29 protein-coding genes are annotated in these 25,836 nt (G+C 67.1%); 12 read left to right on the forward strand and 17 right to left on the reverse strand.

Features of this window, described 5'->3' with window-relative positions; all coding sequences use genetic code 11:
• Nucleotides 1-116: 116 nt before the first annotated feature.
• Together WS46_RS22795 and WS46_RS22800 are read right to left on the reverse strand one after the other, a co-directional pair.
• Nucleotides 117-872: a glucose 1-dehydrogenase gene (locus tag WS46_RS22795; RefSeq protein ID WP_059691849.1), complete on the reverse strand. Its 756-nt coding sequence runs from the start codon at nt 870-872 to the stop codon at nt 117-119.
• Nucleotides 873-912: 40 nt separating this feature from the next.
• Nucleotides 913-1,446 carry a VOC family protein gene (locus WS46_RS22800; RefSeq protein WP_059691850.1) on the reverse strand — a complete coding sequence of 178 codons (534 nt, stop codon included), beginning with the start codon at nt 1,444-1,446 and terminating at the stop codon, nt 913-915.
• Nucleotides 1,447-1,599: 153 nt separating this feature from the next.
• Between WS46_RS22800 and WS46_RS35585 the strand changes: the two genes are divergently transcribed.
• Together WS46_RS35585 and WS46_RS22805 are read left to right on the forward strand one after the other, a co-directional pair.
• The gene (locus WS46_RS35585) at nt 1,600-1,761 is read left to right on the forward strand and encodes a hypothetical protein (protein ID WP_156443172.1); all 162 of its coding nucleotides are present in this window, start codon (nt 1,600-1,602) and stop codon (nt 1,759-1,761) included.
• Nucleotides 1,762-1,993: 232 nt separating this feature from the next.
• The gene (locus WS46_RS22805; protein ID WP_059691851.1) at nt 1,994-2,605 is read left to right on the forward strand and encodes a cysteine hydrolase family protein; all 612 of its coding nucleotides are present in this window, start codon (nt 1,994-1,996) and stop codon (nt 2,603-2,605) included.
• A gap of 152 nt (nt 2,606-2,757) precedes the next feature.
• Here the strand turns inward: WS46_RS22805 and WS46_RS22810 are convergent, their stop codons facing one another.
• Nucleotides 2,758-3,234 carry a nuclear transport factor 2 family protein gene (locus WS46_RS22810; protein WP_059691852.1) on the reverse strand — a complete coding sequence of 159 codons (477 nt, stop codon included), beginning with the start codon at nt 3,232-3,234 and terminating at the stop codon, nt 2,758-2,760.
• 253 nt (nt 3,235-3,487) lie between these two features.
• On the opposite strand from WS46_RS22810, the gene WS46_RS22815 reads away from it, so the two are divergent.
• Nucleotides 3,488-3,874 (forward strand): helix-turn-helix domain-containing protein, encoded by a 387-nt coding sequence (locus WS46_RS22815; RefSeq protein WP_059691853.1) that lies wholly within the window; start codon nt 3,488-3,490, stop codon nt 3,872-3,874.
• A 280-nt stretch (nt 3,875-4,154) separates the two neighbouring features.
• On the opposite strand, the gene WS46_RS34370 is transcribed toward WS46_RS22815, so the two are convergent.
• A complete protein-coding gene (locus WS46_RS34370; protein ID WP_082725381.1) occupies nt 4,155-4,529 on the reverse strand; it encodes a YXWGXW repeat-containing protein in 375 nt (124 codons plus the stop codon).
• Nucleotides 4,530-5,142: 613 nt separating this feature from the next.
• Between WS46_RS34370 and WS46_RS22820 the strand changes: the two genes are divergently transcribed.
• A complete protein-coding gene (locus WS46_RS22820) occupies nt 5,143-6,225 on the forward strand; it encodes a porin (RefSeq protein WP_059691854.1) in 1,083 nt (360 codons plus the stop codon).
• A gap of 176 nt (nt 6,226-6,401) precedes the next feature.
• Here WS46_RS22820 and WS46_RS22825 read toward each other — a convergent pair whose 3' ends face one another.
• Nucleotides 6,402-6,800 carry a GreA/GreB family elongation factor gene (locus WS46_RS22825; protein ID WP_059526516.1) on the reverse strand — a complete coding sequence of 133 codons (399 nt, stop codon included), beginning with the start codon at nt 6,798-6,800 and terminating at the stop codon, nt 6,402-6,404.
• Nucleotides 6,801-7,313: 513 nt separating this feature from the next.
• On the opposite strand from WS46_RS22825, the gene WS46_RS22830 reads away from it, so the two are divergent.
• Nucleotides 7,314-7,643, forward strand: a complete 330-nt coding sequence (locus WS46_RS22830; protein ID WP_059526514.1) for a DUF4148 domain-containing protein — start codon at nt 7,314-7,316, stop codon at nt 7,641-7,643.
• Nucleotides 7,644-7,796: 153 nt separating this feature from the next.
• Here the strand turns inward: WS46_RS22830 and WS46_RS22835 are convergent, their stop codons facing one another.
• The gene (locus tag WS46_RS22835; RefSeq protein WP_059468448.1) at nt 7,797-8,258 is read right to left on the reverse strand and encodes a CBS domain-containing protein; all 462 of its coding nucleotides are present in this window, start codon (nt 8,256-8,258) and stop codon (nt 7,797-7,799) included.
• A 177-nt stretch (nt 8,259-8,435) separates the two neighbouring features.
• Between WS46_RS22835 and ribA the strand changes: the two genes are divergently transcribed.
• Both ribA and WS46_RS22845 read left to right on the forward strand, forming a co-directional pair.
• Nucleotides 8,436-9,086, forward strand: a complete 651-nt coding sequence (gene ribA, locus WS46_RS22840; protein ID WP_059468449.1) for a GTP cyclohydrolase II — start codon at nt 8,436-8,438, stop codon at nt 9,084-9,086.
• Between the two features lie 263 nt (nt 9,087-9,349).
• Nucleotides 9,350-9,919, forward strand: a complete 570-nt coding sequence (locus WS46_RS22845) for a GNAT family N-acetyltransferase (protein WP_257130043.1) — start codon at nt 9,350-9,352, stop codon at nt 9,917-9,919.
• Between the two features lie 21 nt (nt 9,920-9,940).
• Here WS46_RS22845 and WS46_RS35590 read toward each other — a convergent pair whose 3' ends face one another.
• The 4 genes from WS46_RS35590 to WS46_RS22860 form a co-directional block, all read right to left on the reverse strand.
• On the reverse strand, nt 9,941-10,153 hold the full coding sequence (locus WS46_RS35590; protein WP_156443173.1) for a hypothetical protein: 213 nt from the start codon (nt 10,151-10,153) through the stop codon (nt 9,941-9,943).
• A 367-nt stretch (nt 10,154-10,520) separates the two neighbouring features.
• Nucleotides 10,521-11,282 (reverse strand): hypothetical protein, encoded by a 762-nt coding sequence (locus tag WS46_RS22850; RefSeq protein WP_179949181.1) that lies wholly within the window; start codon nt 11,280-11,282, stop codon nt 10,521-10,523.
• 52 nt (nt 11,283-11,334) lie between these two features.
• Nucleotides 11,335-11,943 carry an acyl-homoserine-lactone synthase gene (locus WS46_RS22855; protein WP_059526508.1) on the reverse strand — a complete coding sequence of 203 codons (609 nt, stop codon included), beginning with the start codon at nt 11,941-11,943 and terminating at the stop codon, nt 11,335-11,337.
• Between the two features lie 209 nt (nt 11,944-12,152).
• Entirely contained in the window at nt 12,153-12,596 is a 444-nt protein-coding gene (locus WS46_RS22860; RefSeq protein ID WP_059691857.1) for a DUF4902 domain-containing protein, read from the reverse strand.
• Between the two features lie 73 nt (nt 12,597-12,669).
• On the opposite strand from WS46_RS22860, the gene WS46_RS22865 reads away from it, so the two are divergent.
• Nucleotides 12,670-13,389, forward strand: coding sequence for an autoinducer binding domain-containing protein (locus WS46_RS22865; RefSeq protein ID WP_059526503.1), 720 nt, complete (start codon nt 12,670-12,672; stop codon nt 13,387-13,389).
• Nucleotides 13,390-13,435: 46 nt separating this feature from the next.
• On the opposite strand, the gene WS46_RS22870 is transcribed toward WS46_RS22865, so the two are convergent.
• The 5 genes from WS46_RS22870 to WS46_RS22890 form a co-directional block, all read right to left on the reverse strand.
• Nucleotides 13,436-14,143, reverse strand: coding sequence for an MgtC/SapB family protein (locus WS46_RS22870; protein WP_059526501.1), 708 nt, complete (start codon nt 14,141-14,143; stop codon nt 13,436-13,438).
• Nucleotides 14,144-14,474: 331 nt separating this feature from the next.
• On the reverse strand, nt 14,475-16,022 hold the full coding sequence (locus WS46_RS22875) for a TolC family protein (RefSeq protein ID WP_059691858.1): 1,548 nt from the start codon (nt 16,020-16,022) through the stop codon (nt 14,475-14,477).
• Nucleotides 16,009-18,078, reverse strand: a complete 2,070-nt coding sequence (locus tag WS46_RS22880; protein ID WP_059691859.1) for an FUSC family protein — start codon at nt 18,076-18,078, stop codon at nt 16,009-16,011. Before WS46_RS22880 ends, WS46_RS22875 begins: the two co-directional genes overlap by 14 nt.
• Nucleotides 18,059-19,108, reverse strand: coding sequence for a multidrug transporter subunit MdtN (gene mdtN, locus WS46_RS22885; protein ID WP_059526486.1), 1,050 nt, complete (start codon nt 19,106-19,108; stop codon nt 18,059-18,061). The genes WS46_RS22880 and mdtN overlap by 20 nt, the downstream gene beginning before the upstream one ends.
• Nucleotides 19,105-19,395: a hypothetical protein gene (locus WS46_RS22890; protein ID WP_059526483.1), complete on the reverse strand. Its 291-nt coding sequence runs from the start codon at nt 19,393-19,395 to the stop codon at nt 19,105-19,107. Before WS46_RS22890 ends, mdtN begins: the two co-directional genes overlap by 4 nt.
• 502 nt (nt 19,396-19,897) lie before the next feature.
• Between WS46_RS22890 and WS46_RS22895 the strand changes: the two genes are divergently transcribed.
• Nucleotides 19,898-21,046, forward strand: a complete 1,149-nt coding sequence (locus tag WS46_RS22895) for a metallophosphoesterase (RefSeq protein WP_059691860.1) — start codon at nt 19,898-19,900, stop codon at nt 21,044-21,046.
• Between the two features lie 6 nt (nt 21,047-21,052).
• On the opposite strand, the gene WS46_RS22900 is transcribed toward WS46_RS22895, so the two are convergent.
• Nucleotides 21,053-21,637, reverse strand: coding sequence for a malonic semialdehyde reductase (locus tag WS46_RS22900; RefSeq protein WP_059691861.1), 585 nt, complete (start codon nt 21,635-21,637; stop codon nt 21,053-21,055).
• Nucleotides 21,638-21,889: 252 nt separating this feature from the next.
• Here WS46_RS22900 and WS46_RS22910 point away from each other — a divergent pair, with 252 nt between their 5' ends.
• The 3 genes from WS46_RS22910 to WS46_RS22920 all read left to right on the forward strand — a co-directional run bounded on the left by WS46_RS22910 (nt 21,890) and on the right by WS46_RS22920 (nt 24,359).
• Nucleotides 21,890-22,495, forward strand: coding sequence for an alpha-ketoglutarate-dependent dioxygenase AlkB (locus WS46_RS22910; RefSeq protein WP_059691862.1), 606 nt, complete (start codon nt 21,890-21,892; stop codon nt 22,493-22,495).
• Between the two features lie 317 nt (nt 22,496-22,812).
• Nucleotides 22,813-23,019: a hypothetical protein gene (locus WS46_RS22915; RefSeq protein WP_044843168.1), complete on the forward strand. Its 207-nt coding sequence runs from the start codon at nt 22,813-22,815 to the stop codon at nt 23,017-23,019.
• 395 nt (nt 23,020-23,414) lie between these two features.
• Nucleotides 23,415-24,359 (forward strand): IclR family transcriptional regulator, encoded by a 945-nt coding sequence (locus tag WS46_RS22920; protein WP_059691863.1) that lies wholly within the window; start codon nt 23,415-23,417, stop codon nt 24,357-24,359.
• A 112-nt stretch (nt 24,360-24,471) separates the two neighbouring features.
• Here WS46_RS22920 and WS46_RS22925 read toward each other — a convergent pair whose 3' ends face one another.
• The gene (locus WS46_RS22925; RefSeq protein WP_059691864.1) at nt 24,472-25,551 is read right to left on the reverse strand and encodes a porin; all 1,080 of its coding nucleotides are present in this window, start codon (nt 25,549-25,551) and stop codon (nt 24,472-24,474) included.
• Nucleotides 25,552-25,836: the final 285 nt, after the last annotated feature.

Here is a 25,836-nt window from a genome sequence, read left to right on the forward strand (position 1 = left end):
GTTTCGGAAACCATCGTGCCGCCGCGCGGGAAAGCCGCCGGCGGCATGGTCGTTTTCGGACGCTTGATGGCCGGTGCGGATGAGCGGCCGGACCTGCCCGTCGACCCCGTCGCGGATCAGTGGAACGTGCTGCCCGCGAGCATTCCGCCGTCGACGATGAATTCAGAGCCCGTGCAATACGCGGATTCGTCGGACGCAAGAAACAGCACGAGGCTCGCCACTTCGTCGGGTTTGCCGATGCGCGCGATCGGCAGCCCGCTGTAGATCGACGAAGGGTCGAAATCGGCGTATTCCGGCGGGCGCGCCATCACGGTGTCGATGCCGCCCGGATGGACCGAGTTCACGCGGATTCCATAGCGGCCGAACTCGAGCGCGGCGGCCTTCGTCATCCCGCGTACGGCGAACTTGCTCGACACGTACGCGCTGCCGCCGGCCACGCCTTCCATCCCGGCCGTCGACGACACGTTGACGATCGAGCCGCCACCCGCGTCCTTCAGCGCGGCCAATGCCGATTTCATGCCGAGCCAGCAGCCGACCTGGTTCACGTCGATCACCCTGCGATAGTCGTCGAGCGAACAGGACTCGATCGGAACGAGCTTCAGGATCGCCGCGTTGTTCACGAGGACGTCCAGCCGGCCGAAGTGCGCGAGCGTCGCGTGAACGGCGGTGTGCCAGTCGTCTTCGTTCGTCACGTCGAGATGCTGGTAGCGTGCGGCGTCGCCGAGTTCGGCCGCGACGCGTTGGCCGGCGTCATCCAGCACGTCGGCGATCACCACGCGTGCGCCTTCGGCGACGAACCGGCGTGCCTCCGCCTCGCCCTGGCCGCGGGCGCCACCCGTGATCAGCGCCACCTTGCCTTCGAGTCGTTTCATCGTGTTGCTCCTGTGAGTGAAGGGGGACGCACGAGCCCGCTCATGCGGCGGCCGGCGCGTCGATGATGCGGACCGGATCGGCGCCATCCCATGCGCGTGCTTCGGCGATGCCGCGCGCGATCATGTCGCGCATGCCGGCGCTTTCGATCACTTCGACGCGCACGCCGGGGTCGTCGGCGTCGTCGAGGTAGGCGACGCGCGTGGCCGGGTTGCGCGCTTCGAACACGACGCGCAGGCCGCGCGCCGTGAGCCGCGCCACCGCGGCATCGAGATCGTCGACCACCCAGGCGACGTGATGCAGGCCCGCGAGCGGTTGCCCGTGCGCGTCGCGGTATGGCGACGGCGCATCGTTCGTCACGTGGATCAGTTCGATCTGCACGCCGCCGAGATATGTGAGCCCGACATCCATCGTGACCGTCACCGTTTCACCGAGGTAGCGGCCGTCGAGACGCACGTCGCGGAACACGGTCCACGGGCCCGCGTCGTGGCGGGCGCGCCAGCGCGCGATGCTGCGGTCGAGATCGGCGACCACATAGCCGATCTGGTCGACGGGGCCGAGGACAGGGGCGTTCATGGTGTCTCCGTGGCGGGGGCGCGAGCGTACGCGGCGCCGTTCGATTCGGCATGCGGGATGCGACGAATGACGGCCATGATGGCAATAAACGTGGCGCTTCGTGCCATCCAAACGGACTAGCCGCGGGGACGCGGCGCGGTGGGGGAGAAGCGAATGGGCGAGTCTGCGCGTTGTCGCGCGTTCGGGGCCTTGACCGTCGGCCCGCAGTTTTCGGGCGAGCCGCTCACGAACCTGCTGCCCGTATTCGGCGAGACCGGGCTGTTGTGGATCGGCGGCTCGGGCTTTCCGCTCAGCTTCGTGACGATGGTGCGCTAAGGGCGCGCGGCCGCGTTGTCGCAGACGGCTGCGGCAGGTTGGCCCGATCCTGTCGGACGTTGTCCTGCGGGCCGCTGTCGCGCGGGGCCGCACGGCACGACACTGGCGCCTCGCGGTCACGGCAGGCCAGCCCACGCACGGCGGCGACCTGCCGCAAGGCTGCGTGCGGTGGCGCGGGCCTTGCCGGGCCGCCGTTTCGTTCGATGTGCCAACCTTGAGTAGAGAGCGACCCATGCAACATCCGACCATCCGTACCCTGGCCGGCGCGAGCGCGCCGACGTCGATCGACGCCGCCCGCACCGCGCTGCTGGTGATCGATTTCCAGAACGAATATTTCAGCGGCCGCCTGCCGATTCCGGAAGGGCCGCGCGCGCTGGGCAATGCACGACGCGTGATCGCGTTCGCCGATCGCGCCGGCATCCCGGTATTCCACGTCCAGCACGTCGGCGCGGCCGGCGGCCCGCTCTTCGCCGACGGCAGCGACGGCTTCCGCTTTCATGCGGACCTGCAGCCGGCGCCGCATCACGCGGTCGTGAAGAAGACGTCGGTGAGCGTGTTTCCGACGACGGACCTCGACGCGCGCCTGCAGGCGGCCGGCATCGACACGCTGATCGTCACCGGGCTGATGACGCATGCGTGCGTTGCCGGTGCGGCCCGCGATGCCGTGCCCCTCGGCTACGCGGTGATCGTCGTCGACGATGCGTGCGCGACGCGCGACCTCGATGTCGCGGACGGCGGCACGGTGTCGCACCGCGACCTTCACCGCGCCACGCTGGCCGCGCTGTCGGACACGTTCGGCGACGTGCTGACGACAGGGCAGGTGCTCGCGCTCGACGTCGCCTGATGCGCGCGGGCGGGCTCGAGCCGTGCGCAGACGGACGACGGCCCTGGGCGGTCGGGCGGGCGTGACGGCGAAGCCCGATGTAGGGGCGTTCGTGCGTGCCGGGCAGCGCCGTGTCGCGAAGTCGGCCGCGCATCGGTGCACGGCCCGCCCGATCAGAACATCGTGTTCGCGTTCGCGGCCTTTTCGGGCACCGACTGGATCACGTCCCAGTGCTCGACGATCCTGCCGTCCTTCACGCGGAAGATGTCGATCACCGCGTCGCCGCGATCGCCCGGCCGCTCGGTCGCATGCACATGCAGATAGACGAGGTCGCCATCGGTCGAGCTGCGGACGATCTGCGCGTGTGATTCGGGGTTCTTCTGGAACGCGTCGACGAAGTACGACACGAACGGCTTCTTGCCGTCGGGTACGTGCGGGTTGTGCTGCTTGTAGTCGTCGGCGACGACGGCGGCAGCCTCGACCGCTTCGTGCTTGTTGAAGAAGCGGTCGTAGAACGTCAGCACGAGCTGGCGGTTGGCTTCCTCGGCGGTCAGGTCGCGCGTGACATGACCGGCGGCCGGCGCGGCGGTCGATGCGGCAAGCAGGACGAACGCGGCAACGGCGCGGACGGGGGAGCGGAGCGGTGACATGTGGCGGGTTCCTTGTCTGGGGATTCGTGGGTCGGCGCACGGTGCGCGATCGCGGATGACGCCGATCGTCATCATCGGCGGGCGAAGGAGTGCCGACTGTGCGCATCCGCATGCTTCGCAGAACTTGAAAATCCGTGCGGCCATCGAGTCGATCGAATGGTACAGTTGCCGCGACCCCGTCACAAGAAGTCACCGCGGTGTGAGCAGGTCACGCCGCGGTGACCGTGCATCGCCCGTGAAAGAGAATCCCGTCATGCCGTTTACGTCCGCCGACGAATCCGTCGAACTCGATCAGCCGTGCCCGATCCGCGATGTGCTTGAGCGCATCGGCGACCAATGGAGCCTGCTCGTGCTCGAGGCGCTGTCCGGCGGCACGATGCGTTTCAATGAACTCTCCCGCGCGATCGGCGACGTATCGAAGCAGATGCTGTCGCGCACGCTCAAGCGGCTCGAGCAGGACGGCTTCGTCAGTCGCACGTTGTATGCCGAGGTGCCGCCGCGCGTCGAATATGCGCTGACGGACCTCGGGCGTTCATTCCTGACGCCGATGGACGCGATGATCCGCTGGGCCGACGAACATCATCGTGCGATATGCGCCGCACGTCGCCGTGCGTGCGAGCTGGAGAGCAACGGGCGTTGAGTGGCGTGCGGGCGTGTGGCGATCCGCGACTGTATGCGTGTGTTGCGGCAGCATCGGATGATTTCGTTATCCGAATGTCTTGAGCGAATTGCTTGCGCACGTGGCGTCGCGAAGGGTGTGACGCGCGAGCGGCGATCGGCGTATGACGGATATGAACTGTCGTGGCCGGCGATCCGCCTCCGCTCGGTCGGTCGATTCGTATGCAGGACGGCGCGGCGTGTCGATCGACAAGGCCGTGGAAGCAGCGGCACCGCGCCGGCCGATGGCCGGCGCGGGCGACTTATCGCCAGGTACCGTCGACGTAGACCCACACTCGCCCCTGGCGACGCCAGTATCCAGGCACCCACCTGCGCCCGGGGCGGCGAGCGACCCAGCGTCCGGGCACCCATATATAGCGGCCGCGCTGCCAGCGCCAGTAGCCGTCGGTCCAGATATAGCCATGCGGCCGCGGCGGCGGTGGCCGGCGATCATGTCGCAGTGCGGGCGGCGCGAAGCCCGGGCGATCGGAATAAGGCGGCCTGCCGGGGCCTGGAGGCGGTCCGGGAGGCCGATACCCGGGCGGTGCGGGTTGGGCCGAGGCGGTGCGCAGCCAACCGCCGGTGGCGGCGACGGCCGCGGTCAGTCCGATGGCGCGCAACAGCGAGCGTCGATTCATGGCGAGTCCTCTATCTAATATGTAATCGGGCTGCCTTACGTTAGCTGGCTGGTCGCGGGGCCGGGTTACGCGGGGCGTTAAGGCTGTTACCGCATGTCACGACGACCTGCGGGCAGCCGGAGGCGCCCGTCACCGATCCCACTCTGCAGGCGCTGATGGTCCAACAGGGGCGGCAACGGCTGCACCGCCGCGTGTTTACAGTTTGGTCGCAGCGTTTCAGGCGGGCGGGCCCAGTATTTGAGACTGATTCGGGTAAAAATTACCGGTTTTGCGTGGTTCCATCGATTCCGCTTGTTGTTTCTATGCAACCGTCAAGACGATGACACGAAAGAATGGTGCGATGAAAGCCTCCAAAAAGCATCCGTCAATAAGTAAAAAAAAGACGTTAAAACAAATACTTATAAGGTGCGCCCACTTTCATTATTTCTAGTTCTGGAAAAGCTTATTTCTTTATTTGCAGATCGCGGCCCTAGGGTACACCCCTAAACTCACGGTTCCCAAACGGGCAACTATCCGGGCGCGGCCAGAAGGACCGATGGCGTTCCCGGGCGGTTGCAGACCGTTTATGAACAAGGTCGCGAGACCTGCCTCTTTTTAGAAGGGAGCTCCACGAATGAACAAGACTCTGATCGTTGCAGCAGCTGCAGCATCGTTCGCTACCGTCGCTCACGCGCAAAGCAGCGTCACGCTGTACGGCGTGCTGGACGCAGGCATCACCTACCAAAGCAACGTCAACGGCAAGTCGCTGTGGTCGATGGGCTCGGGCATCGACCAGAGCCGTTTCGGCCTGCGTGGCTCGGAAGACCTCGGTGGCGGCCTGAAGGCAATCTTCACGTTGGAAAGCGGCTTCGGCATCGGTAACGGCAAGCTGGGCAACAACGGCGGCATGTTCAACCGCCAAGCATTCGTTGGCCTGTCGAGCCAGTACGGCACGGTCACGCTGGGCAAGCAGTACGACGCAACGCAAGACTACCTGGCGCCGCTGACGGCAACGGGCACGTGGGGCGGCACGTACTTCGCGCACCGCGGCAACAACGACCGCCTGAGCACGAACGGCGACGTCTCGCTGAACAACTCGGTCAAGTTCACGAGCGCTAACTACGCTGGCCTGCAGTTCGGCGGCACGTACTCGTTCTCGAACAACCAGAACTTCGGCAACAACCGTGCTTACAGCGGCGGTCTGTCGTACCAGTTCCAAGGCCTGAAGCTGGGTGCAGCGTACTCGCAAGCCAACCTCGGTGACGGTACCAACGCCAACGGCGCGACGAACATCGCTTCGCAAGGCCGTATCCGTACGTACGGTGCTGGTGCTGGCTACGCATTCGGCCCGGCACAAGTCGGTGCTGCATGGACGCAATCGCGTATCGATAACGTCCCGGGCCTGACCGGCGCGTTCCGCACGGACAACTACGAAGTCAACGCAAAGTACAACCTGACGCCGGCTCTCGGCCTGGGCGCAGCTTACACGTACACGAACACGAAGGTCGACGGTGGCAGCTCGCACTGGAACCAGTTCGGCGTGCAAGCTGACTACTCGCTGTCGAAGCGCACGGACGTGTACGCACAAGCTGTGTACCAGCGTGGTGCGAAGGGCAACGCGATCGGCACGTCGATCTACAACGGCGACAACACGACGCCGGCAAGCTCGTCGATCAACCAAACCGCAGCAACGGTTGGCCTGCGTCACCGCTTCTAAGCGTGACGGCTGGGTAACCAGCTACGCAGCATCGAAAAAGGCGCCTTCGGGCGCCTTTTTTTCGTCTGTGGAGCGAGGTGTCGGCGATTCGCATCCTCCGGATGCAAAAAAAGCGAGGCGTGTGCCTCGCTTTTCTCGTTGTGCGCAGTTGCGGGGCGATACCCGCCGCAGATGGCTCAGCGCGTGTATTCGCCGTTGGCTTCCGGTTGAAACACGATCGCCGCGACCTTCATCAGCTTTTCAGCGCCGCTCGGCTGCAGCACTTTCACCAGCTGACCGCGTTGCGTGCCCAGCAGCGCCATGCCGACCGGCGAGAACACGTTCAGGCGCCCGAGTTCGAGATTGGCGGCATCCGGATAAACAATCGTCCAGGTGGCTTGTTCCTGGGACGCTTCGTCGAGCAGTGTGATCTGCGAGTTCATCGTGACGACGTTCGACTTGATGGCGTCGGGCTGCACGATGTCCGCGCGCTCGAGCAGCGTGTCGAGCATCGTCTGGAAGCGCGGGTTGTGTTCGGCGTGCTTCTCGAGACGAGCGACGTCGAGTTCGGTCAACTGATAAAGGCGTTGTTTCATGGCAGTTCTCCAAATGATCGGCATGGGGCAGGCGTGGCGTGCCTATGGGGATCGCCCGGAGCCTGTCTGACCTGGCTCCGGGAGGAGGCCGTGCTGTCAGATCAGGCGCCGGGCAGGGGCGAGCGGTGCCTGGGCCGTGCGTCGAAGGCAGGGGTGCGCCGGGTGGCCGGCGCGCGCGCGCACGCCGGACGGGCCGGACAGCGAAAGCGAAAGAGGCGTGGGCGCGTGCATGGTGAATGGGGTATCGACAGGCGAATAAAACCTTTCGATTCTACAACACAACCTTCCAAGTCGGTGATCAGGCTGTCGGCTTTTCGTCAGGCATTGTTGTGGAAATGATTGAAGTAATCGCGATCTTGCGCGACGACAGCCGTCTATTTTTTCCGAAAATGCAACGCTGTATGTTCAAACCAAGGGTTTCCCCTTGGTATCGCGAGCACTACACTTGATCCATCGCTTCAGACAGTCCCGCCGGAAGCGACGCCAAAAGAGAACATATTTCGGAGGTCCATCATGAAGTCGATCATCTACGCAGCGATCGCTGCATCCGTCCTTGCCGCCCCGATCGCATCGTTCGCGCAGTCCGAGCAGGGCTTGACCCGCGATCAGGTCCGGGCCGAACTCGTGCAACTCGAACAGAACGGCTACAAGCCGCTCGCGAGCGATGCGCAATATCCGCAGAACATCCAGGCCGCAGAACAACGGAGCCAGCCGAATCAGCCGATGCTCGCCCAAGCCGACACGAGCGGCTATGGTGCGGTGGCGACGGGCGCAGGCCAGTCGGGCCGCCGCATGACGCGTGAAGCCCCGAATCCCGTGAACTCCGTCTACTTCGGCAACTGAACATCCCCGGGTCTGCCCGCGCACAGCATGTGACCGACGGGGCGCGCGCCACTCGCGCGCGTCCGCGTCAGCAGAGCAGAACCTCCGTCGCCGCATTCCGGCGGCTTTCCCGCCCAGACGCTCGCGCGTTTGGGCCTTTTTTGCTGGGATGGGTCAGGCGGACGTGACCGTCGGGGTGCCGTGGATGTAGTGTTCGAGCTGGCTGATCGTGAATTGCTGGTCGGCAATCACACTCTTCACGAGGTCGCCGATCGAGATCAGGCCGATGAGCTTGCCGTCCTGCAGGACGGGCAGGTGGCGCATCCGGTGTTCGGTCATCAGCGCCATGCACTCGTCGGTGGATTGCGACGGCTCCACGTAGCGCACCTTGGCCGTCATGATTTCCTCGACGCGGGTGGCCTTCGACGAACGGTCCTGCAGCACGACCTTGCGCGCGTAATCGCGCTCGGTGACGATGCCCGCGATGTCGTCGCCGTCCATGACCAGCAATGCGCCGATTCCCTTTTCCGCCATCAGCTTGATGGCGTCATAGACAAAATCGGCTTTCGTGACGGTGTAGATCGTGCGGCCGGAATCCGGCTTGGCTTTGAGAATTTGCGCGACAGTCGTGCTCATTTGCTTTCTCCGTGTGCGGGACGATGCAGGGAAGGCAGGGCGTGATGCGCGGCACCCGACGGGCCCAGTATAGCCGGGCCCGTTGCGGCAGTCGCGTGACGTTTCCAGATTAGCGGTAAACTCCGGTCACGCACCATCCACACAATTCCTACATTCCTGATCGTTTCGATTGAATTCATGATGTCTTCGCGTCCCCAATCGCCCACGCAGGGCAATGGCCAGGCCGACGAGTGCGTGACGCTCGTCGCCACGGCGTCGCTGCCCACGCGCTACGGTACGTTCACGTCGTACGCCTTCCGCGTATCGGGCAGCGATGCCGAACATCTCGCGCTCGTGATGGGTGACGTCACCGGCGAGCAGTCCGTGCTGACGCGGCTTCATTCCGAATGCCTGACCGGCGACGTGTTCGGCTCCTACCGCTGCGATTGCGGCGAGCAACTCGACCTCGCGCTGCGTTACATCGCGGCGGAAGACCGCGGCGTGCTGCTATATCTGCGCGGCCACGAAGGGCGCGGCATCGGCCTGAGCAACAAGATCCGTGCATACGCGTTGCAGGAGCAGGGGCGCGACACCGTCGAGGCGAATCTCGACCTCGGCTTGCCCGACGACGCCCGCGAATACGACTCGGCCGCAGCGATCCTCCGGATCCTCGGCGTGACGTCGGTGCGACTGATGAGCAACAACCCGAAGAAATTCGATACGCTCGTGAAGCACGGCATTCCCGTCTGCGAACGCGTGGCGCTCGCGGTACCCGTGCGTGAGGAAAACGAGCGTTACATCCGGACCAAGCAGGCGAAGTTTGGGCATTACTTCGAAGAAAACGAGTAATCGCATTCGACGCGCTGGCGCCTGAGCGCGGGCGTCGAACGCTCATTCGGCGAACGACGGGCGGGACGACGCGTCGCGCTGCATTCAATTCCTGTCGCCGGTTCTTGCGGCCGTCGACGTTCCTTGCCGGCGCAGGTGGCGCTCGCGATTGACTCATCTCGCAGCTGCGCCTTCGGGCTTGTTCGTTCGCTGCGAGAATTGCGTGCGCACGGGCCGGCGCATCCCGTGCCTTCTGCATGTCCCGATCACGGTTGAACCCGCCATTGCAGATTGAAACCGAACGTTTGACTTTGCGTCGCTGGCGACCGGACGATGCCGGTGCGCTGGCTGCAATGCATGCGGATCCCGATGTGACCGCGTGGCTCGCGCGTGGCCCGATGTCCGTCGATGAGGCGGAGGCCACCATCGTGCGCTTCGAAGCGCATTTCGATGCGCACGGTTTCGGTGTGTGGGCGATCGAGCGTCGTGCGGATGGCGCGTTGATCGGGCTTTGCGGTTTGTCGCGCGAAGTTCGCGACGAGCACCCGATGGCGCCGTGTGTCGAGATCATATGGCGCCAGGCCCGCTCATCGTGGGGGCATGGACATGTTGGCGAAGCGGCCGCCGCGGTATTGGCCGACGGATTCGGCCGGATCGGGCTCGGCGAAATCTTCGCGTGGACGGCCGCCGCCAACCTGCGATCGCGGCACGTGGCGCAGCGGCTCGGGATGGCGCGACAGCCCTTGCGCGATTTCGATCATCCTGCGTTGCCGCGGGGACATGCCTTGCGGCAGCATGTGGTGTTCGTCAAGCACGCAACGTCCGTTCGTCTCGACGGCCACGTCAGCACGTAACGGCCCGGGCATCCGTGCCCGTCACGCCACTCCGCGCAGCACGATCCGGTAGCCGTCTGCGTCCTCGAATGTCTGTCCGGATGCATCCAATACAGATTGAATGACGACACTCGCATGAAGCCGTGCGCGGCGGCGCATGCGCATGCATCCAAGCATCTCGAACGCGTCGCGGTACTTGCGTTTGATACTGGCGAAGTCGGCAACGGGACGGGCAATACACAGGTGGGCGTGCATGACGACATCGGCTGTGTGTAAGCCGTTCGCCGATGGTAAGCCGCTGGGGCAGGCCCGCGCGTGCTGCGCGCGGATGATAGGGCGCTTTGATGCGGCCCTCATAAATCGCGCAGGCAAGAAAAAGCCCGCTACTGGAGCGGGCTGAATCCATGTTTGGAGACATGGAGGAGACGGATGTGACTTTAAGGGAAAACCCGAGGGCTGGCAAGCCCTAGTTGTAATTGTGCAACGCAGCGCTGCCGGACCTTCCCGACAAGGGGGGAGCGGCGCGCCATCCAGTCCGTGCAGGTGTCCCGCAGTGTCCTGCCGAAAAAACGGTGTCCCTCGGTGCGGCGGCCTTCGCGTAACCGCGAAGCCGCCGGCGCATTCACATTCCGCCCGCCCGCGCGTGCGCGGCAAACGCGCCGAACCGCTCCTGCGCGACCGGCACCGCGTACTTGTCGCGCATTTCCGTCTCGATCCAGGCGCAGGCCTCTCGCGCGCAGTCGGTCAGCGCGTGCCGCGTCGCGTGTCCGTCGATGTCGTAGACGAAGCGCACGCCCACCTCATCGTCGGTGACTTGCCGCTGCAGCTGCTTGAGCTGCAATTGCGGCCCGTGCCGTTGCGACAGCGCGCGCAGCTCGTCGAAGTGATATTCGAGCCAGTCGGCGAAGAACAGCGCATCGCTGTGGCAGCGCAGACGGAACGCCGCACTGCGCGACGGATGCTGCGCGGCGCCGCCGACGGCCTGCGGCTCGCCGTTCGGCGCCAAGGCAGCATCGACGGGCGCAAGCGGCTGCCCGATCTGCCGGTATGGTTCGCGGTCGCGCAGCGCGTGCCACAGCAGTTCGTCGCCGGCGGCCCCGGACGGCTGCATCGTCAGGTCGTGCCGGCCGTCGCCGACAGCGGCGACGTCGCGGATCACGAGGCGCAGCGAGCAGAGTGGCTCGTCCGCAACCAGCAGCGTCGCCGCGCACGGCAACCCGCACACGAGCGGTGCGGCGCCGGCCGCCCGGAACACGAGCCCGTGGCGATCGAGCCGAACGAGCGGCAGCGGCCGCGGAAACGACGGGTAGGTGACTGCGATGCGGGCGCCGCCGGCACCCGTCAACCCGGGCATCATCGCGCGAAAGACCTGAGACTGGTCCACGGTGGTTCTCCTTCGTTACGATGCCGCCCGGCCGGACTACGCGCGTTCCGGCTCAGGCGGCGATGGCCTGCCGGGTGGCCCGTCCCGGCTCGATTCCAAGTGCGGCAAACGTTTGCGGATCGATATCGATCCAGCACGCGACAACCAGACGACCGTCCACCGGTTTCGGGGGGCCTGCCCGGTGCGCGTGCACGCCGATCCGGCGGAACAGCCTTTCCATGCTCGCGAACGTGACGCCGATCAGCTGCCGCGCGCCCAGTTGCGCCGCGCATTCGACGACCGCGGCGAGCATCGGGCGGACGGCCCACTCGGCATTGCCCGGACCGCCTTCGTCGCCGGTCGCCGCGAACCGCGACAGCTCCCAGACGGCTGCCGATTGCGGCAGCGCGACGTCGTCGGCGATCAGGTCGGCGAACAGCGACTTCAGCAGATACGGGCGCGTGGTCGGCAACAGGCGCGCACATCCGCACACTTCGCCGCCGGCGTTTCTCGCGAACACGTAGACCGTATCGTCGCGATCGAACTGGTCGCGCTCGAAACTTTCGTTCGCCGACGGGAGCGCCCAACCGAGCTGCTCGACGAACACGCGGCGCCGATAGCGCCCGAGATCCGCTGCAAGTTCGTGTGGCAACCGCCCTTCCTCGTGAACGAAGGTCCGCATGGTGTCCTCGGATCTGTACTTTGGTATGCACGCATTACATCGCGCGTCCCGAGGGGGCGGTAACTGGTAACTCTTACAGGGTGAGGGGAGGCCGATACCATTCGACCGGTGGTATCGGTTTCTTGATCGGCGGGATTGAAATACGGGCGGCTTTTGCTTATAAAGAGCGCCAGTCTTGCGGAAATGTCAGAGGAAAGCGCGGCCGGTTGTCACTGGAGCGTGGGACCGGCATGATAGGCGTCGTTGCGACCGAGCAGCGACGACGCGACCGCGGCCGCCCAGTCGACGTGTACGAGCCGCGCGGCAAGCACGGCGGCGGTGCGGAACATGCCGAGGTCGGCGCCGGTGGCATCGACGGCCATGATGTTGCTGCGAACGTCGCCGCCCGCGATCACGAACGCGCCCGTCGCGCGCTCGAGATACCAGTCCCAGCCGACCGTCAGGTATGCGACGCCGGCACTGGCCGGGCGATGCCATTCGGTATAGCCGGCCAGGCGCGCGTCGATGGCGCTGTCGCGCAGTTCCGCGAGCAGCGATGCATCGAGGCCGCTTGCGACGTGGTCGAGCACGAGCGCGGCCAGTGCGCTTTCGGACAGGCGCACGTAGCCGTCCGGAGACGGGCCGCGGACCGGATGCAACAAAGGTGAAGTCATGCGCGGAATGTATCAGCCCCGAACCGGTGCTGGCACCTGACAGGTATGACAGCGTAACGTTGTCGGAGAACGAATGGAACTGCGCTGGCAGGATGCCTACCAACAATTCAGCGCCGCGGAAGACGAGCAGCAGCTCTTCCAGCGGATCGCCGCTTATTCTAAACGCCTCGGCTTCGAATATTGCTGTTACGGCATTCGCGTGCCGCTGCCGGTGTCGAAGCCGGCCGTCGCGATCTTCAATACTTATCCGGACGGCTGGATGGCGCACTATCAGGCGCAGAACTACATCGAGATCGATTCGACGGTTCGCGACGGCGCGCTCAGCACCAACATGATCGTCTGGCCGGACGTCGACCGGATCGATCCGTGCCCGCTGTGGCAGGACGCGCGCGATTACGGGCTGTCGGTGGGCGTCGCGCAGTCGAGCTGGGCGGCGCGCGGCGCGTTCGGGCTGTTGAGCATAGCGCGTCATGCGGACCGGCTCACGCCGGCCGAGATCAACATGCTGACGCTGCAGACCAACTGGCTCGCGAACCTGTCGCATTCGCTGATGAGCCGCTTCATGGTGCCGAAGCTGTCGCCCGAGTCGAGCGTCACGCTGACCGCGCGCGAGCGCGAGGTGCTGTGCTGGACGGCCGAGGGGAAGACCGCGTGCGAGATCGGCCAGATCCTCTGCATCTCGGAGCGCACGGTCAACTTCCACGTGAACAACATCCTCGAGAAACTCGGCGCAACCAACAAGGTCCAGGCGGTCGTCAAGGCGATCGCGGCCGGACTCATCGATACACCCTGACCCGGCGCTGGCGGCGGAGCGGTCGTACCGCGCCGGCGGCCGCCGCTCACTCCATCATCGGCTCCGCTTCCTTGGCGGTCCAGCTCACGCTGGAAATGCTCTTCTCCATGCTCATCCGGCTCGCGATCTGCTCGAGCTTCTGCTGATCCTTCGGGTGCAGCTTCAGCGTCGCGGTCACCTTCAGGCGGTCCGGCTGCTCGGGCACGTCCTCGCTCGTCAGGCTCTGGAACGACAGCGGCTTCGCATACATCGCGTTCGACAGCAGCGTGCGGATGTGCACTTCGTCGTCGGCCAGGCAGATCACGGTGATCTGGTATTCGCGCACGAGGTCGGCGTTCGACACGGGGGTTGCGTTGATCGCCTGGCTGACGCCGCGCAGCACCGTGTTGGTGAGCAGCACGACGCCCGTGCCGGCCAGCGCCGGCACGAAGTGACCGGAGCCGGCCAGCACGCCGACGGCGGCCGAGCACCACAGCGTCGCGGCCGTGTTGATGCCCTGGATCGAGCCCTTGTCGCGCATGATCACGCCGCCGCCGAGAAAGCCGACGCCCGACACGACGTAAGCGGCGATCTGCGTGACGCCGGCCACGCCGTTGCCGGTCAGCACGCCGAGCGTGACGAACAGGCAGGCGCCGCTCGCGACGAGCGTGATCGTGCGCAGGCCCGCCGTGCGTTGCCGCATCTGGCGTTCGAGGCCGATCGCGACGCCGCAGGCGAACGCAGTGAAAAGACGGAGTGCGAAATCGAGAGTCATGTTTGTCCTGCCGTGCCAAGTGCGCATGCCGGCCCGCGTCGCGGCGGCGCGAGGCCGAACGCGGCACGAAGGCCGTCATCGCGCGGTACTGTACCGCGCGAATGCGTCATTCAGTGTGAAACGGGGGGCGTGCGGGGTCGCGGAACGCGAGCCGCGGCAGGAGAACTGCGTCGGACAGGCGTTCAGGCGGCAAGCGGCGCACGCAACGGAGTGCTGCAACTGTCCACGATGGTTCCTGAAGGAAGGATGGGCGGCATTCTAGTGGGCCGCCCGCGCAGGCGTCAACCCGTCCGGCGGCCGGCCGCGAACGGCCGGTGCGTCACGGCGACGGTCATTGCGACGCGCCGATCGTCCCCGTCGCGAGCGCGAGCGCGGCGGCAGCCGACAGCGCGCCGGCATAGCTGTCGACCTCCGCATTGCGGGCCGCGAGGAGCTGGCTTTGCGCGATCGTCGCATCGGTGATCGAGCCGACGCCGTTGCGGTACGCGGTCAGCGCCGCGTCGTAGCTCGTCTGCGCGGCATCGACGAGCGCCTTGGCCGCGTCGTGCGATGCGAGGCTCGTCTGCACCGCGTTCTGCGCGGCGACGACCTGGCGGACGGCTTCCTCCTTGGTCCGCGTGAGGCGTGCGGACGCGCTTTGCGCATCGTTGCGCGCCTGCATCAGCACCGCCGAGCGCAGGCCGCCGTCGTACAGCGGGATCGTCACGCCGAGGAACACGCCGCCGCCGTAGCGGCTGCCGTTCAGGTTCACGGTCGGCGCCTGGTCGCCGATCGCGGGCAGCGCGGTGATCGCCGTGCCGCCGCTCGCATACGACGTCGAGGCCGACAGGAAAATTTTCGGCATGAACGCGGCTTGTGCGGCCCTGATCTTCGCGCGGTTGGCCTGCTCGAGCGCATACGCGCCCTGCAGGTCGGGGCGGCGCGCGATCGCGTCCGACACGATCGCGTCGACCGACGAAGCGAGCGCGGGCTGCAGCGGACGCTTGGGCAGCGCGGCGATCGACGGCTTCGACAGCGGCGAGATGCCGAGCGCGGAAACCAGCGCGAGGTAGCCGTCGCTTTCCGCGCCGTTCGCCTGCACGAGCGCGAGATTCGCCTGCGCGCGATTCTGCGTCGCCTGCGCGAGTTCGACGACGGTGCCGACGCCTTGCCTGAGCCGCGCGCGCGACGCCGCGAGGATCGCGTCGGCGTTCACCAGGCCCTGCTGCGCGCTGGCCGCGCGCGAGCGGGCGGCTTCGTAGCGGTAATACGCGACGGTCACGTCGTGAATCACCTGCTGATGCACGGCCGTGAACGCGACGTTCGACGCGACCGACGCCTGCTCGGCCGCCTCGACGCGCGCCGCGCGGCCGCCGAAATCGAACAGCAGCCATTGCAGCGACAGCGCCGAGATCGTGCCGTGCACGGTCGTGTTGCTCGACGCGTCGCCGAGGAGCGTCGACGTCGAGCCGTGGCTCGTCTGGTACGCGCCCATCGCGGTCGCGGACAGGTTCGGCAGGTACGCGGCCTTCGCGATGCCGACCGCGAGCGCGGCGTTGCGCGCGTCGTTCCATGCGATGCGGGTCAGCGGGTTCGTCGATTCGGCGAGATCGATCAGCTCGGGCAGCGTGTACGGATGCGCGGCGTCGAGCGCGGCGGGCGGCGACACCGACGCGAGCGCGGGCGAGGCCGGCAGCGTGTAGTCGTGCGGCGCGCGTTGAGCGGAGGCAAGCGGCGGCGCCGGCACAATGTCGCCGGCAGCCGACGTTTGCGGCTGCCACGGGCGGTCGGGCGCCTCCGGCGCCAGATCGACCGACGACGTGGCGCAACCGGTCAGCGCGATGGCGGTCGCGAGCACGGTGGCGGCGATCGGCGCGGCCGGCGGTTCAGGGACGCGCATGAGGGGCAGGCTCCTTCGGGGTGGCTGGACGCGCGGCGTCGGCGATGTGCGCGAGCCGCGTGTCGATCAGGTTGAGCAGCGCGTCGCGTGCAGGATCGGTGGAGGTGGCGGCCGGCGCGATTGCTGCGTCTGCCGTCGTCGACGGTGGCGCCGAAACGGCGTCGGCAACCGGGGCGCCGTCGCGCAGTTCGACCACGCGCGCGAGCCGCGCGCCGATCGCCGCATCGCCCGGCGTGCGTTCGGCGAGCAGGAACAGCGGGCCTTCGAGCGCGCCGAGTTCCGCAAGTGCGCGTCGCCGGGTCGCGAGCCACGCGGCGGCGGGGCGCACCCACGACGGTTCGCAATGGATCAGCCCGAGTTCCTGCGCGATCGCGCCGTGGCACGCGAAGGCTTCAGCGGCGAGCGTGCGGCGCTCGGCCGGCTGCACGACCTGTGCGATACGGCGCCACTGGTCGAGCAGCGCCGCGAACGCGACGTCGATCTGCTTGCCGATGCTGACGGGCCAGATGCGTGTGAATACGAGATACACGACGACGTTGCCGAGCAGGATGCCGATCGTGCGATCGCGCGCGAGCGTGAGGTCGAAGCCGGGGCCTGCGCCCTGGATCACGCACAGGAAGAACGCGAACGCGACCTGGAAGCCCGCGTACGCGATGCGCGGCGAACCGAAGGCGACCCACGCGGACAGCCACGCGCCGACGAACACGAGGGCCATCAGCTCGCCGATCGACGACAGCGCCGGCACGACGAACACGAGCGCCGCGGTCCCGATCAGCGCGCCGACGATGCAGCCGGCGATCCGCAGCGTGAGTTTCTCGACCGTTTCGGCCGTCGAGCCGAGCGACACCATGTAGCAGGTGATGAAGCAGGTGTGGATGCCCGACCAGTCGAGCTGCGAATACAGCAGGTAGCAGAACATCGCCGCGACGGTCGTCTTCAGTGCGTAGCGGATGTGGTCGGGGTTGGTGCGGGCGTCCGGCAGGAAGAAGCCGCCGCGTGGCGCGGGCGGTGCGGCGGGCGCGTTCGTCGGCGAAGCGGATGCGTCGGTCGGTGCCGCGGCCGGTGCGGCCGGTATCGCCGGTGCGGTCGGTTCGGCGAAATGCGTGACGGCCGCGTGCAGGTCGGTTGCGACGACGCGCGCGAGCGGCGGCAGCGTATCGGCAGGCGGCAGAGCGAGCGTCACGTCGACCGGATAGCCGCCCTGTTCGAGGATGCCGGCCATTTCGTCGAGCGTCGCCGCGGCCGGTTCCGCGAATGCGGTGGGCAGCTTCGCGTCCGGCTCCCGGTCGGCGAGCGCGACCGCGACGAGCAGTGCTGTGCTCGACGCGATGGCCTGTCGTAGCGCCGGTGCATCCGCAGCTCGCGTCGAGCCTTCGAGCGTCGACAGCTTGAGCCACGTGAGCAATTGCTTGTCGCCTTCACGCAGGCTCGCGTCGAAGGCCGTGCGTGCGTCCTCGTCGCCGCGCAGCCGCCGCGCGGCGAGCCGCAGCCGTTTCGCGAGCTGCGCGAGCGCGAGCTTGCGCGGCGACGGCGCGATCAGCAGGTTGACGACGATCGCGACGCCGACCGGAATCGCGACCATCAGCCATGCGTAGAGCAGCGCGCGCGTCGCGGCTTCGCCGACCGGCGCGAGGCCGAGCTCGTCGAGTCCGAAGCCGACGATCATCGCGAGGATCGCGCCGACCGGGCGCAGCTTGCTCGCCGACGTGAGATACAGCAGCCCGACCGACAGCACGGCCATGCACGCGACGCGCAGCACCGAATACTCGATGCTGAAGATCGCGACGCCGATCACGAGCGCGATCACGACCGTGACGAGCAGCAGCATCGCGACCGCGAGCACGACGCTCGTCACACGGTCGCCGCGATTCAGGAAGAACACGACGTAGGCGGAGATCGCGGCTTCCGGCGTGCCGTAGCCGCTCGTCACGAGCACGACGAGCGCGCAGATCAGCGCGACCCGCACGGCCATCGCGGCGCGCCCCGGAAACGGCGCGAGCAGTCGCAGGACTTCGCGCGGGCCGGGCGAGCGGACTTCAGCGGCAGGCTGAGCCATGCCGGACCTCGACGATCGCGCTCGCGCCGACACGCACGAGCTTGCCGTCGGGTTCGTCGAGCTTCACGCGCACCGGGAAGCGCTGCGCGACGTGCACCCAGTTCACCGAGCGCTGCACGATCGGCAGCGTGCGCGGCAGGTTGATGCGATCGCTGTCCGCGATGCCGGCGCCGATGCCGACGACCTTGCCCGTCAGCGGGCGGCTGCGGTCGATCATCGAATAGACCGTCGCGCAGTCGCCGACCGCGATGCGGTTCAACGACGTTTCGCGGAAATTGCCGACGGCGAACCATTCGCTCGCATCGATCAGCGTGAAGATCGACTGGTTCGGCGCGAGGGTTTCGCCGGCGAGCACGGTCAGGCCCGTCACGAGCCCGTCGTGCGGCGCGCGTACGACCGTATCGTCGAGCGCGTGCTGCGCGCGGGCGAGCGCGGCTTCGCGCGCATGGAGCGTGGCGATCGCGTCGGCGTCGTCGCCGATCGTCTGCGCGGACGAGCGCTGCTGTTCCTGCGCCTGCGCGAGCGACACGGCCGCGTCGCGCTGCCGGACCTTCGCCTGGTCGAACTGCTGCGCGCTGACGTAGCCCTGCGCGGCGAGCGGCGCGAGCCGGTTCACGTCGCGCGTCGCGAGATCGTGATTCTGCGTCGCGCGCTTGACCTGCTCGGCGGCCACGGCCGCGTTCGAGCGCTCGCCGATCAGCGACCGGCGGCGCGTGTCGAGCGACGCGCGCGCGAGCTCGAGATCGGCCTGCGCCTGCGCGACCGTCAGCCGGTACGGCACCGGATCGATTGCATACAGCAGGTCGCCTTTCGCGACGCGCTGGTTTTCGTGTACCGCGAGCTGCACGATGCGGCCGCCGACGGGCGACGCGACGTGCACCACGTCCGCGTCGATCGATGCGTCGTCGGTGGACGGGTAGGCCGTCGTGCGGTGGTACGCGTACGCGAGCGCCGCGATGCCGAGCGCGACGATCGCCAGTGCGATCACGCGGCCTTTCGTGGACGGGCGGGCGATGCCGGCGGCCTTCATGCGAACGGCCCCGTGCCGGCGAGCCATACGATCACGGCGACCACGAGCCCGATCGCGGTGCAGACGGCGAGCTGGTAAGGCACGGTGGCGGCCCAGCCGGTCGCGACGAACACGCGGTGCGCGACGATCGCGCCGACGATGCCGACGATCGCGCTGACGAGCCAGAGCGGGAAATACGCGCCGAACAGGACGTACGACGGCGCACCGCGCGACGTGCAGCCCGCGAGCGGCAGGGCTGGCGCCAGGGCGGCGGCGCGCAGGGGCGCGCGCGGCGTTGTTTTTCTCATGGTGTGACGAGCTCGACGTTGGGGGTGAATGCCGGGCGCGGCGCAATGCGGTCCGTCGCCGCGACGACGATTCCGCGATACGGAGCCGATCATAAATCAGCGCGATGCGGTCCGCCAGCGATGCCCGGCGTGCCTGCCGCCCGCACGGGGCTGCCCGGTGGGCGCTTCGGTGCGATCGATGGCGGTTCGCGATTCTGCCAGCGCATGCCCTGGCAGGGTTGCTGGCGGACTGTAAACGATCGTCAGACGAAACCGGGCCGATGCCGTTTGTCTGCCGATGAAGCGGGAATCGGCGAGCCGAATGCGGAATTGACGCGCAGTCGCGGATGAATCCGCGTTCGGGCCGCGCGGTGCGTCCGCCTTGGCCGTGACCGGTCGTGCCGGCCGGTATCTGTGTACCATCGTGCGAAGAGCGCGACGCGTGACGTGTGACGAGGCCTGACGGCACGGTCCCGTCCGATGCGCGGCGCGGAAGCGGTACCGCAACGAGGAAGAGTGTTCCATGCGAAGTTTCTTTGTCCGGTTCATTGCGATCGGCGTGCTGTTCCACTTGTACGTCGGGCTGCGGATCATTCCCGACGCCTTCGCGTCGCCGCTCGCGCGCACGATCGCGGCGCTGGTGCTGGCGAGCTTCGTTGTGCTGATTCCGGTCGGCATGTTCTCGCGCCGCTTCGACGAAGGCTGGCCCGCGACGCTGGCCGGCTGGGCCGGTTCGATCGCGATGGGCTTCTTTTCGTCGCTGCTGGTGCTGACGTTCCTGCGCGAGCCGGTGCTGCTCGGCGTCGTCGCATGGCGGCATCTGGGGCATGACGGCGCCTGGAGCGGCGCGGCATCCGACACGGCGCTCGGCGTGCTGGCGGGCGCGGTGCTGATCAGCGCGATCGGATTCGTCGGCGCGCGCCGCACGGCCGCGGTCAAGCGCGTGTCGATTCCGGTCGACGGGCTGCCGGCCGCGCTCGACGGGCTGACGATCGTGCAACTGTCGGACATTCACGTCGGGCCGACGATCAAGCGGCCTTATATCGAGCGGATCGTGCGCGCGGTCAATGCGCTCGAGGCCGATCTCGTCGTCGTGACGGGCGACGTGGTCGACGGCTCGGTCAAGCGGCTGCGCGAGCACACGGCGCCGCTCGGCCGCATGCAGTCGCGGCACGGCAGCTTCCTCGTGACGGGCAACCACGAGTATTACGCCGGCGCGCATGCATGGATCGACGAGTTCAGGCGGATCGGTTTGACGGTGCTGCTCAACGAGCACGTGCTGATCGAGCATGACGGCGCGCGCGCGGTGCTCGCGGGCGTCACCGATTTCACGGCGGGCGGGTTCGATCCCGAACATCGCAGCGACCCCGAGCAGGCGCTGGCGGGCGCGCCGCACGACGTCGCCACGAAGATCCTGCTCGCGCACCAGCCGCGCAGCGCGGAAGCGGCGAGCCGCGCCGGGTTCACCGTGCAACTGTCCGGCCATACGCACGGCGGCCAGTTCCTGCCGTGGCCGCCGTTCGTGCGCCTGCAGCAGCCGGTGATCGGCGGGCTGAACCGGTTCGGCGCGATGTGGCTCTACACCAGCCGCGGCACCGGCTACTGGGGGCCGCCGAACCGTTTCGGCGTGCCGTCCGAAATCACGCTGATCCGGTTGGCGCGCGGCCGCTAGCGCGCGTCAGACGATGCGCGCGATATCGTCGAAATCGAAGCGCGGGCTGCGCGGGAACAGGCCCGCCGGGTCGCCGTAGCCGAGGTTCACGAGGAAGTTGGTGCGGATCGCGGTGCCGGCGAAGAATTCGGCATCGACCCTGGCGGCATCGAAGCCCGACATCGGGCCCGCGTCGAGGCCGAGCGCGCGCGCGGCGAGGATCAGGTACGCGCCCTGCAGCGACGCGTTGCGGAACGCCGTGGCTTCGATCAGCGCGTCGTTGCCGGCGAACCAGCTGCGCGCATCGGCGTGCGGGAACAGGCGCGGCAGGTGCTCGTGGAACGCGAAGTCCATGCCGACGATCACGGTGACGGGCGCGGCCATCGTCTTCGCGAGATTGCCTTCGGACAGCGCCGGTTTCAGGCGCGCCTTCGCTTCGGCCGACTTGACGAACACGAAGCGCGCGGGGCTCGAGTTCGCCGACGTCGGGCCGAATTTCGTCAGGTCGATCAGCCGGTGCAGCAGCGCATCGTCGACGGGTTTGTCCTGCCATGCGTTGTGGGTGCGCGCGGTGCGGAACAGCTGGTCGAGGGCGGAATCGGAGAGCGTCATGGCGGGTCCTGGAAGAAATCGGCCGGGTCGCGCCGGCCGGCATTGCGGAAGAACGCAGCGTCCTGGATAAGGACGCGCTGCGACACGGCGCGATGATAGCGTGGCACGCGAAAACGCACCGGCTTCGCGATCGGCGATTCGAGCGCTTGGGCGTGTGACGCGCCGGAATGACAGCGCATGGCGACGCGCGTCGCCGTTGGCTACCATGCAGACATGGTTCGCCCGCATCGTTCACGCCTGCCTGATTCCGACATGTCGACGCCCGATCTTTTCGCCGATACGCCCGCGCCCGACGTGGACTGGTACCCGGACTGGCTCGCGCCGGCCGAGGCCGATCGCGTGCTGGCCGCGCTGATCGACGAGGTCGCGTGGCGGCAGGACACGATCCGCACGCCACGCGGACGCATTCCACTGCCGCGGCTCACCGCGTGGCAGGGCGAGCCCGACGCCGTCTACGTGTATTCGGGAATCCGCAACGTGCCCGCGCCGTGGACGCCGGCCGTGCTCGACCTGAAGCGTGCGCTCGAGGCGACCTGCGACGCGCGTTTCAACAGCGTGCTGCTCAATCGTTATCGCAACGGGCAGGACAGTCTCGGCTGGCATGCGGACAACGAGCCGGAGCTCGGCGACGCGCCGGTGATCGCGTCGGTGAGCCTTGGCGCGATGCGCGTGTTCGACCTGCGTCATCGTGCGACCGGCGTCGTGCATGCGTATCGGATGACGCACGGCAGCCTGCTGGTGATGCGCGGTCGCACGCAGGCCGAATGGCAGCATCGCGTGCCGAAGGCGCCGGCCGTGCTGGGCGAGCGGGTCAACCTGACGTTCCGGCGGGTGGTGACGACAGAGGCGGGCCGGTAGGCGCGCCGATCGGATGATTTGCTACCCGGGGTCGCGACCCGTTTTTGAACTGATCCAATTGATCTGCCGTCCATGCGGCACGTTGCCGCACACGTCGCGTACGCGCGGCGGAAATAGGCCCGTGAGGCCCGTGCCATAAGGATTTCAGGTGGATTTCATCGACCGCCGGGTTCTGATAGGCAGGTGTAAGCCCTGATGGTGCGTCGCAACATTCCTTGACTAGACTGTCGAATGGCTGAAACGCGCCGCGAACCGGCGCATCTTTTCGACATGCCCGACGCGTGGCCGATGCGACGCGCAGGGCAGGAGCACAACCCTTGACCGTACTGGACTCATCCCTCGAACCCTCGCTGCACGTCTTCGAACAAGACGGCGGATGGCAATGGGCGCTGACGGTGAAGCGGGCATCCGGCGTCGGTGTGAAAGTCGTCGCATTCAGCACGGACGGCTTCCGCGGCGAAGCCGACGCCTATGCCGCCGGCCAGCTCGCGCGCGCCGAGTATGACGCAGCAGTGACGGCCTGAACGCCGTCGCGCCGATCCCGTTCGCGGATCGGCGCGGTCATGCATTGCCGGTCGCTTTTCCTCCTTCTTTCCGATTTCCCCGTTTCCCTCGCTTCGCCGATGCACGTCACGCATCGCGTGGCGTGCCTGCGTGGCGCCCGTCGCGCAAGCCGCCGCCACGTTCGCCGGTCGCGGATGCACCCGGCGACGTTCCGATGGGCAGTCCTGTCTATCGCTGTTATTCTTTCGATCGCATCAGGCTATATGCCGCCCCGGCGGTCCGGTCGGGCGCATCGGGCCGTCGGCCGCGTGAGCCGGATCGTGTTGATCCGGTCCGGTCGAAAATCCATAATCAAGCATTGCGGGTCTTTCGTGAACGCTTCCATTCCGTCCATGTGCAGAGGGTCAATCCAACGATGAGCGGCGCATCGAAACCGCCGGCGAAGCCGGCAAGCGAGCCGCGCGCGACAGCGGGCGACGACGTCGACCACGACGCACCGAAGCAGGGCGCGGGCGACGACGAGTCGTCGGGCGGCGCGTCGTCGTATCTGGTCCCGGGCCTCGAACGCGGGCTGCGGATCCTCGCCGAATTCTCCGCGCGCGAGCCGGTGCTCGGCGCGCCCGAGCTGTCGAAGCGCATCGGCATCCCGCGCACGACCACCTTCCGCCTGCTGCAGACGCTCGAGGCGCTCGGCTTTCTCGAGCGCGTGAACGGCGACCGCTATTTCCGGCTCGGCGTCGGCGTGCTGCGGCTCGGCTTCGAATACCTGAATTCGCTGGAACTGACCGATCTCGGCACACCCGTGCTCGAACGGCTGCGCGACGCGACGGGCCTGTCGACGCACCTGCTGATCCGCGATCAGCGCGATGTCGTGTTCGTCGCGAAGGCGCAGAGCAACACGTCGATGTTCGGTTCGGTGAAGGTGCACGTCGGCACGCGGCTGCCCGCGCACGCGACCGTGCACGGCCATGTGCTGATGGGCGACCTCACGCGCGACGCGTTGCGCCAGCTGTATCCGGAAAAACGGCTCGAACAGTTCACCGAGCGCACGCCTGGCACCGTCGACGAGTTGTACGAGCGCGTGCGTCACTACGCGCGGCTCGGCTATGCGGTCAGCGAGGCCGCGTTCGAGAGCGGCATCTCGGCCGTGACCGCGCCCGTGCGCGACCATTCGGGCGCGATCGTCGCGGCGATCACCGCGACGGTGCCGCGCTCGGAGATCGGCGAGGCCGGCGAGAAGGAACGGCTCGTCGAAGCGGTGTGCGGTGCGGCGGTCGACCTGTCGCAGCGCCTGAACTACCGGCCGCTCGAAAGCGATCCGACGTTCGCGCATGCGCGCCACCGGGTCGCGATGTTCTGATCCGCCGTGCGGGCCGCGTCGTGCGGCCTTATCGATCCATCGCCAATGAAAAAGAGCAGCCCGCGGGCTGCTCTTTTCGTTTCCGGCCTCGGGCGCGTGCGCCCGTCGCCGCTCAGAACGAATGGTGGATGCCGGTCAGCACGATCACCTGGTTCGCGGTGCTCGACGCGCCGGCCGTGAAGAACGCGGCCTTCGCGCCGCCCGAACCGTGCTCGTACAGCACGTTCGCGTACAGCTGCGTGCGCTTGGACAGCGAATAGATATCGCCGAGCTCGACCTGCGTCCAGCGGCGGCCGGCCAGCGTCGTGGTCGCCGCGCCGCCCGCGATCGTGTTGAACGCGCTGCTGCGGTAGTTCACACCCGCGTCGTAGCTCTGGAACGTGTCGGAAAACCCGTTCGACTGCATCTTCGTGCGCGTGTAGAGGCCGTGCACGAGGAAGTCGCCGAACTGGTAGGACGCGCCCGCGCCGATGTTCTCGACCTTGTTCGCGATATAGCCGTTCGCGGTGTTCTGCCCCTGGAACGACGTGATGCCCGTCTGTCCGATCAGGATCGCGCGGTCGTGCTCGTTCGAATACACGGCCGACGCCTTGAACGGCCCGTTCGCATAGTTCAGCGCGACGCCGACCGACTTGCCGGTCGAGAAGTTCGTCGTGTTGCCGAGCGCCATCGTCGCCGCGGCCGAGAAGCCGGCGAAGCTCGGCGAACGGTACTTGACCGCGTTGTTGTACGGCACGTTGCCGGTCGCGGCGAGCCCGTCGATGTTGCCCGGGTGGAACGCATACCAGCTCATCGCGAGATACGCGGTGCTGAGCGGATCGAGGTAGTCGAACGACAGCGGCGTCTGCCGGCCGAGCGTCAGCGTGCCGTAGCGGTCGGAGCTGAGACCGACGAACGCCGCGCGGTTCCAGATCGTGTTCGCGGTCGCGAACTGGCCGTTGTTCGTATAGAAGCCGTTTTCCAGCTGGAAGATCGCCGACAGGCCGCCGCCGAGGTCTTCCTTGCCTTTCAGGCCCCACCGGTCGGGCTGCGTGTTGCCCTGGATCATGGCCCACTTCGCATGGCCGCCGACGTTGTTCACATAGGCGACGCCGGCATCCATGCTGCCGTACAGCACCACGCTGCTCTGTGCCCAGGCGCCCGAGACCGCGCCCATTCCGATGATTGCTGCTGCTACCGCATGCTTGACCATTTGATCTCCTGACTCTCCAAACCTGATGAGAAACGTGCCGTGGCGGCGGGCACGAGGACGGCCGGCCGTCGCGCGCTTTCTTCACCACCGGCGGGCATTTTTGTGTTCCATATAAGGAACGATGTGCCTCTGATGGAATGGAGTATAGAGGTGTCACGCAAAGTATCAAAAATAAATTTATCGGGCCGGATGCGCTTGAAGACGATCCGCAACAGCAGGTCGGGAATCCTGAGAATCGGGCTTAAACCCCCGCAATAAAACAAAAAATCACAATTGGCGCGGGTG

It is taken from the genome of Burkholderia sp. RF4-BP95 (assembly GCF_001521985.1).
Lineage (GTDB): Bacteria > Pseudomonadota > Gammaproteobacteria > Burkholderiales > Burkholderiaceae > Burkholderia > Burkholderia diffusa.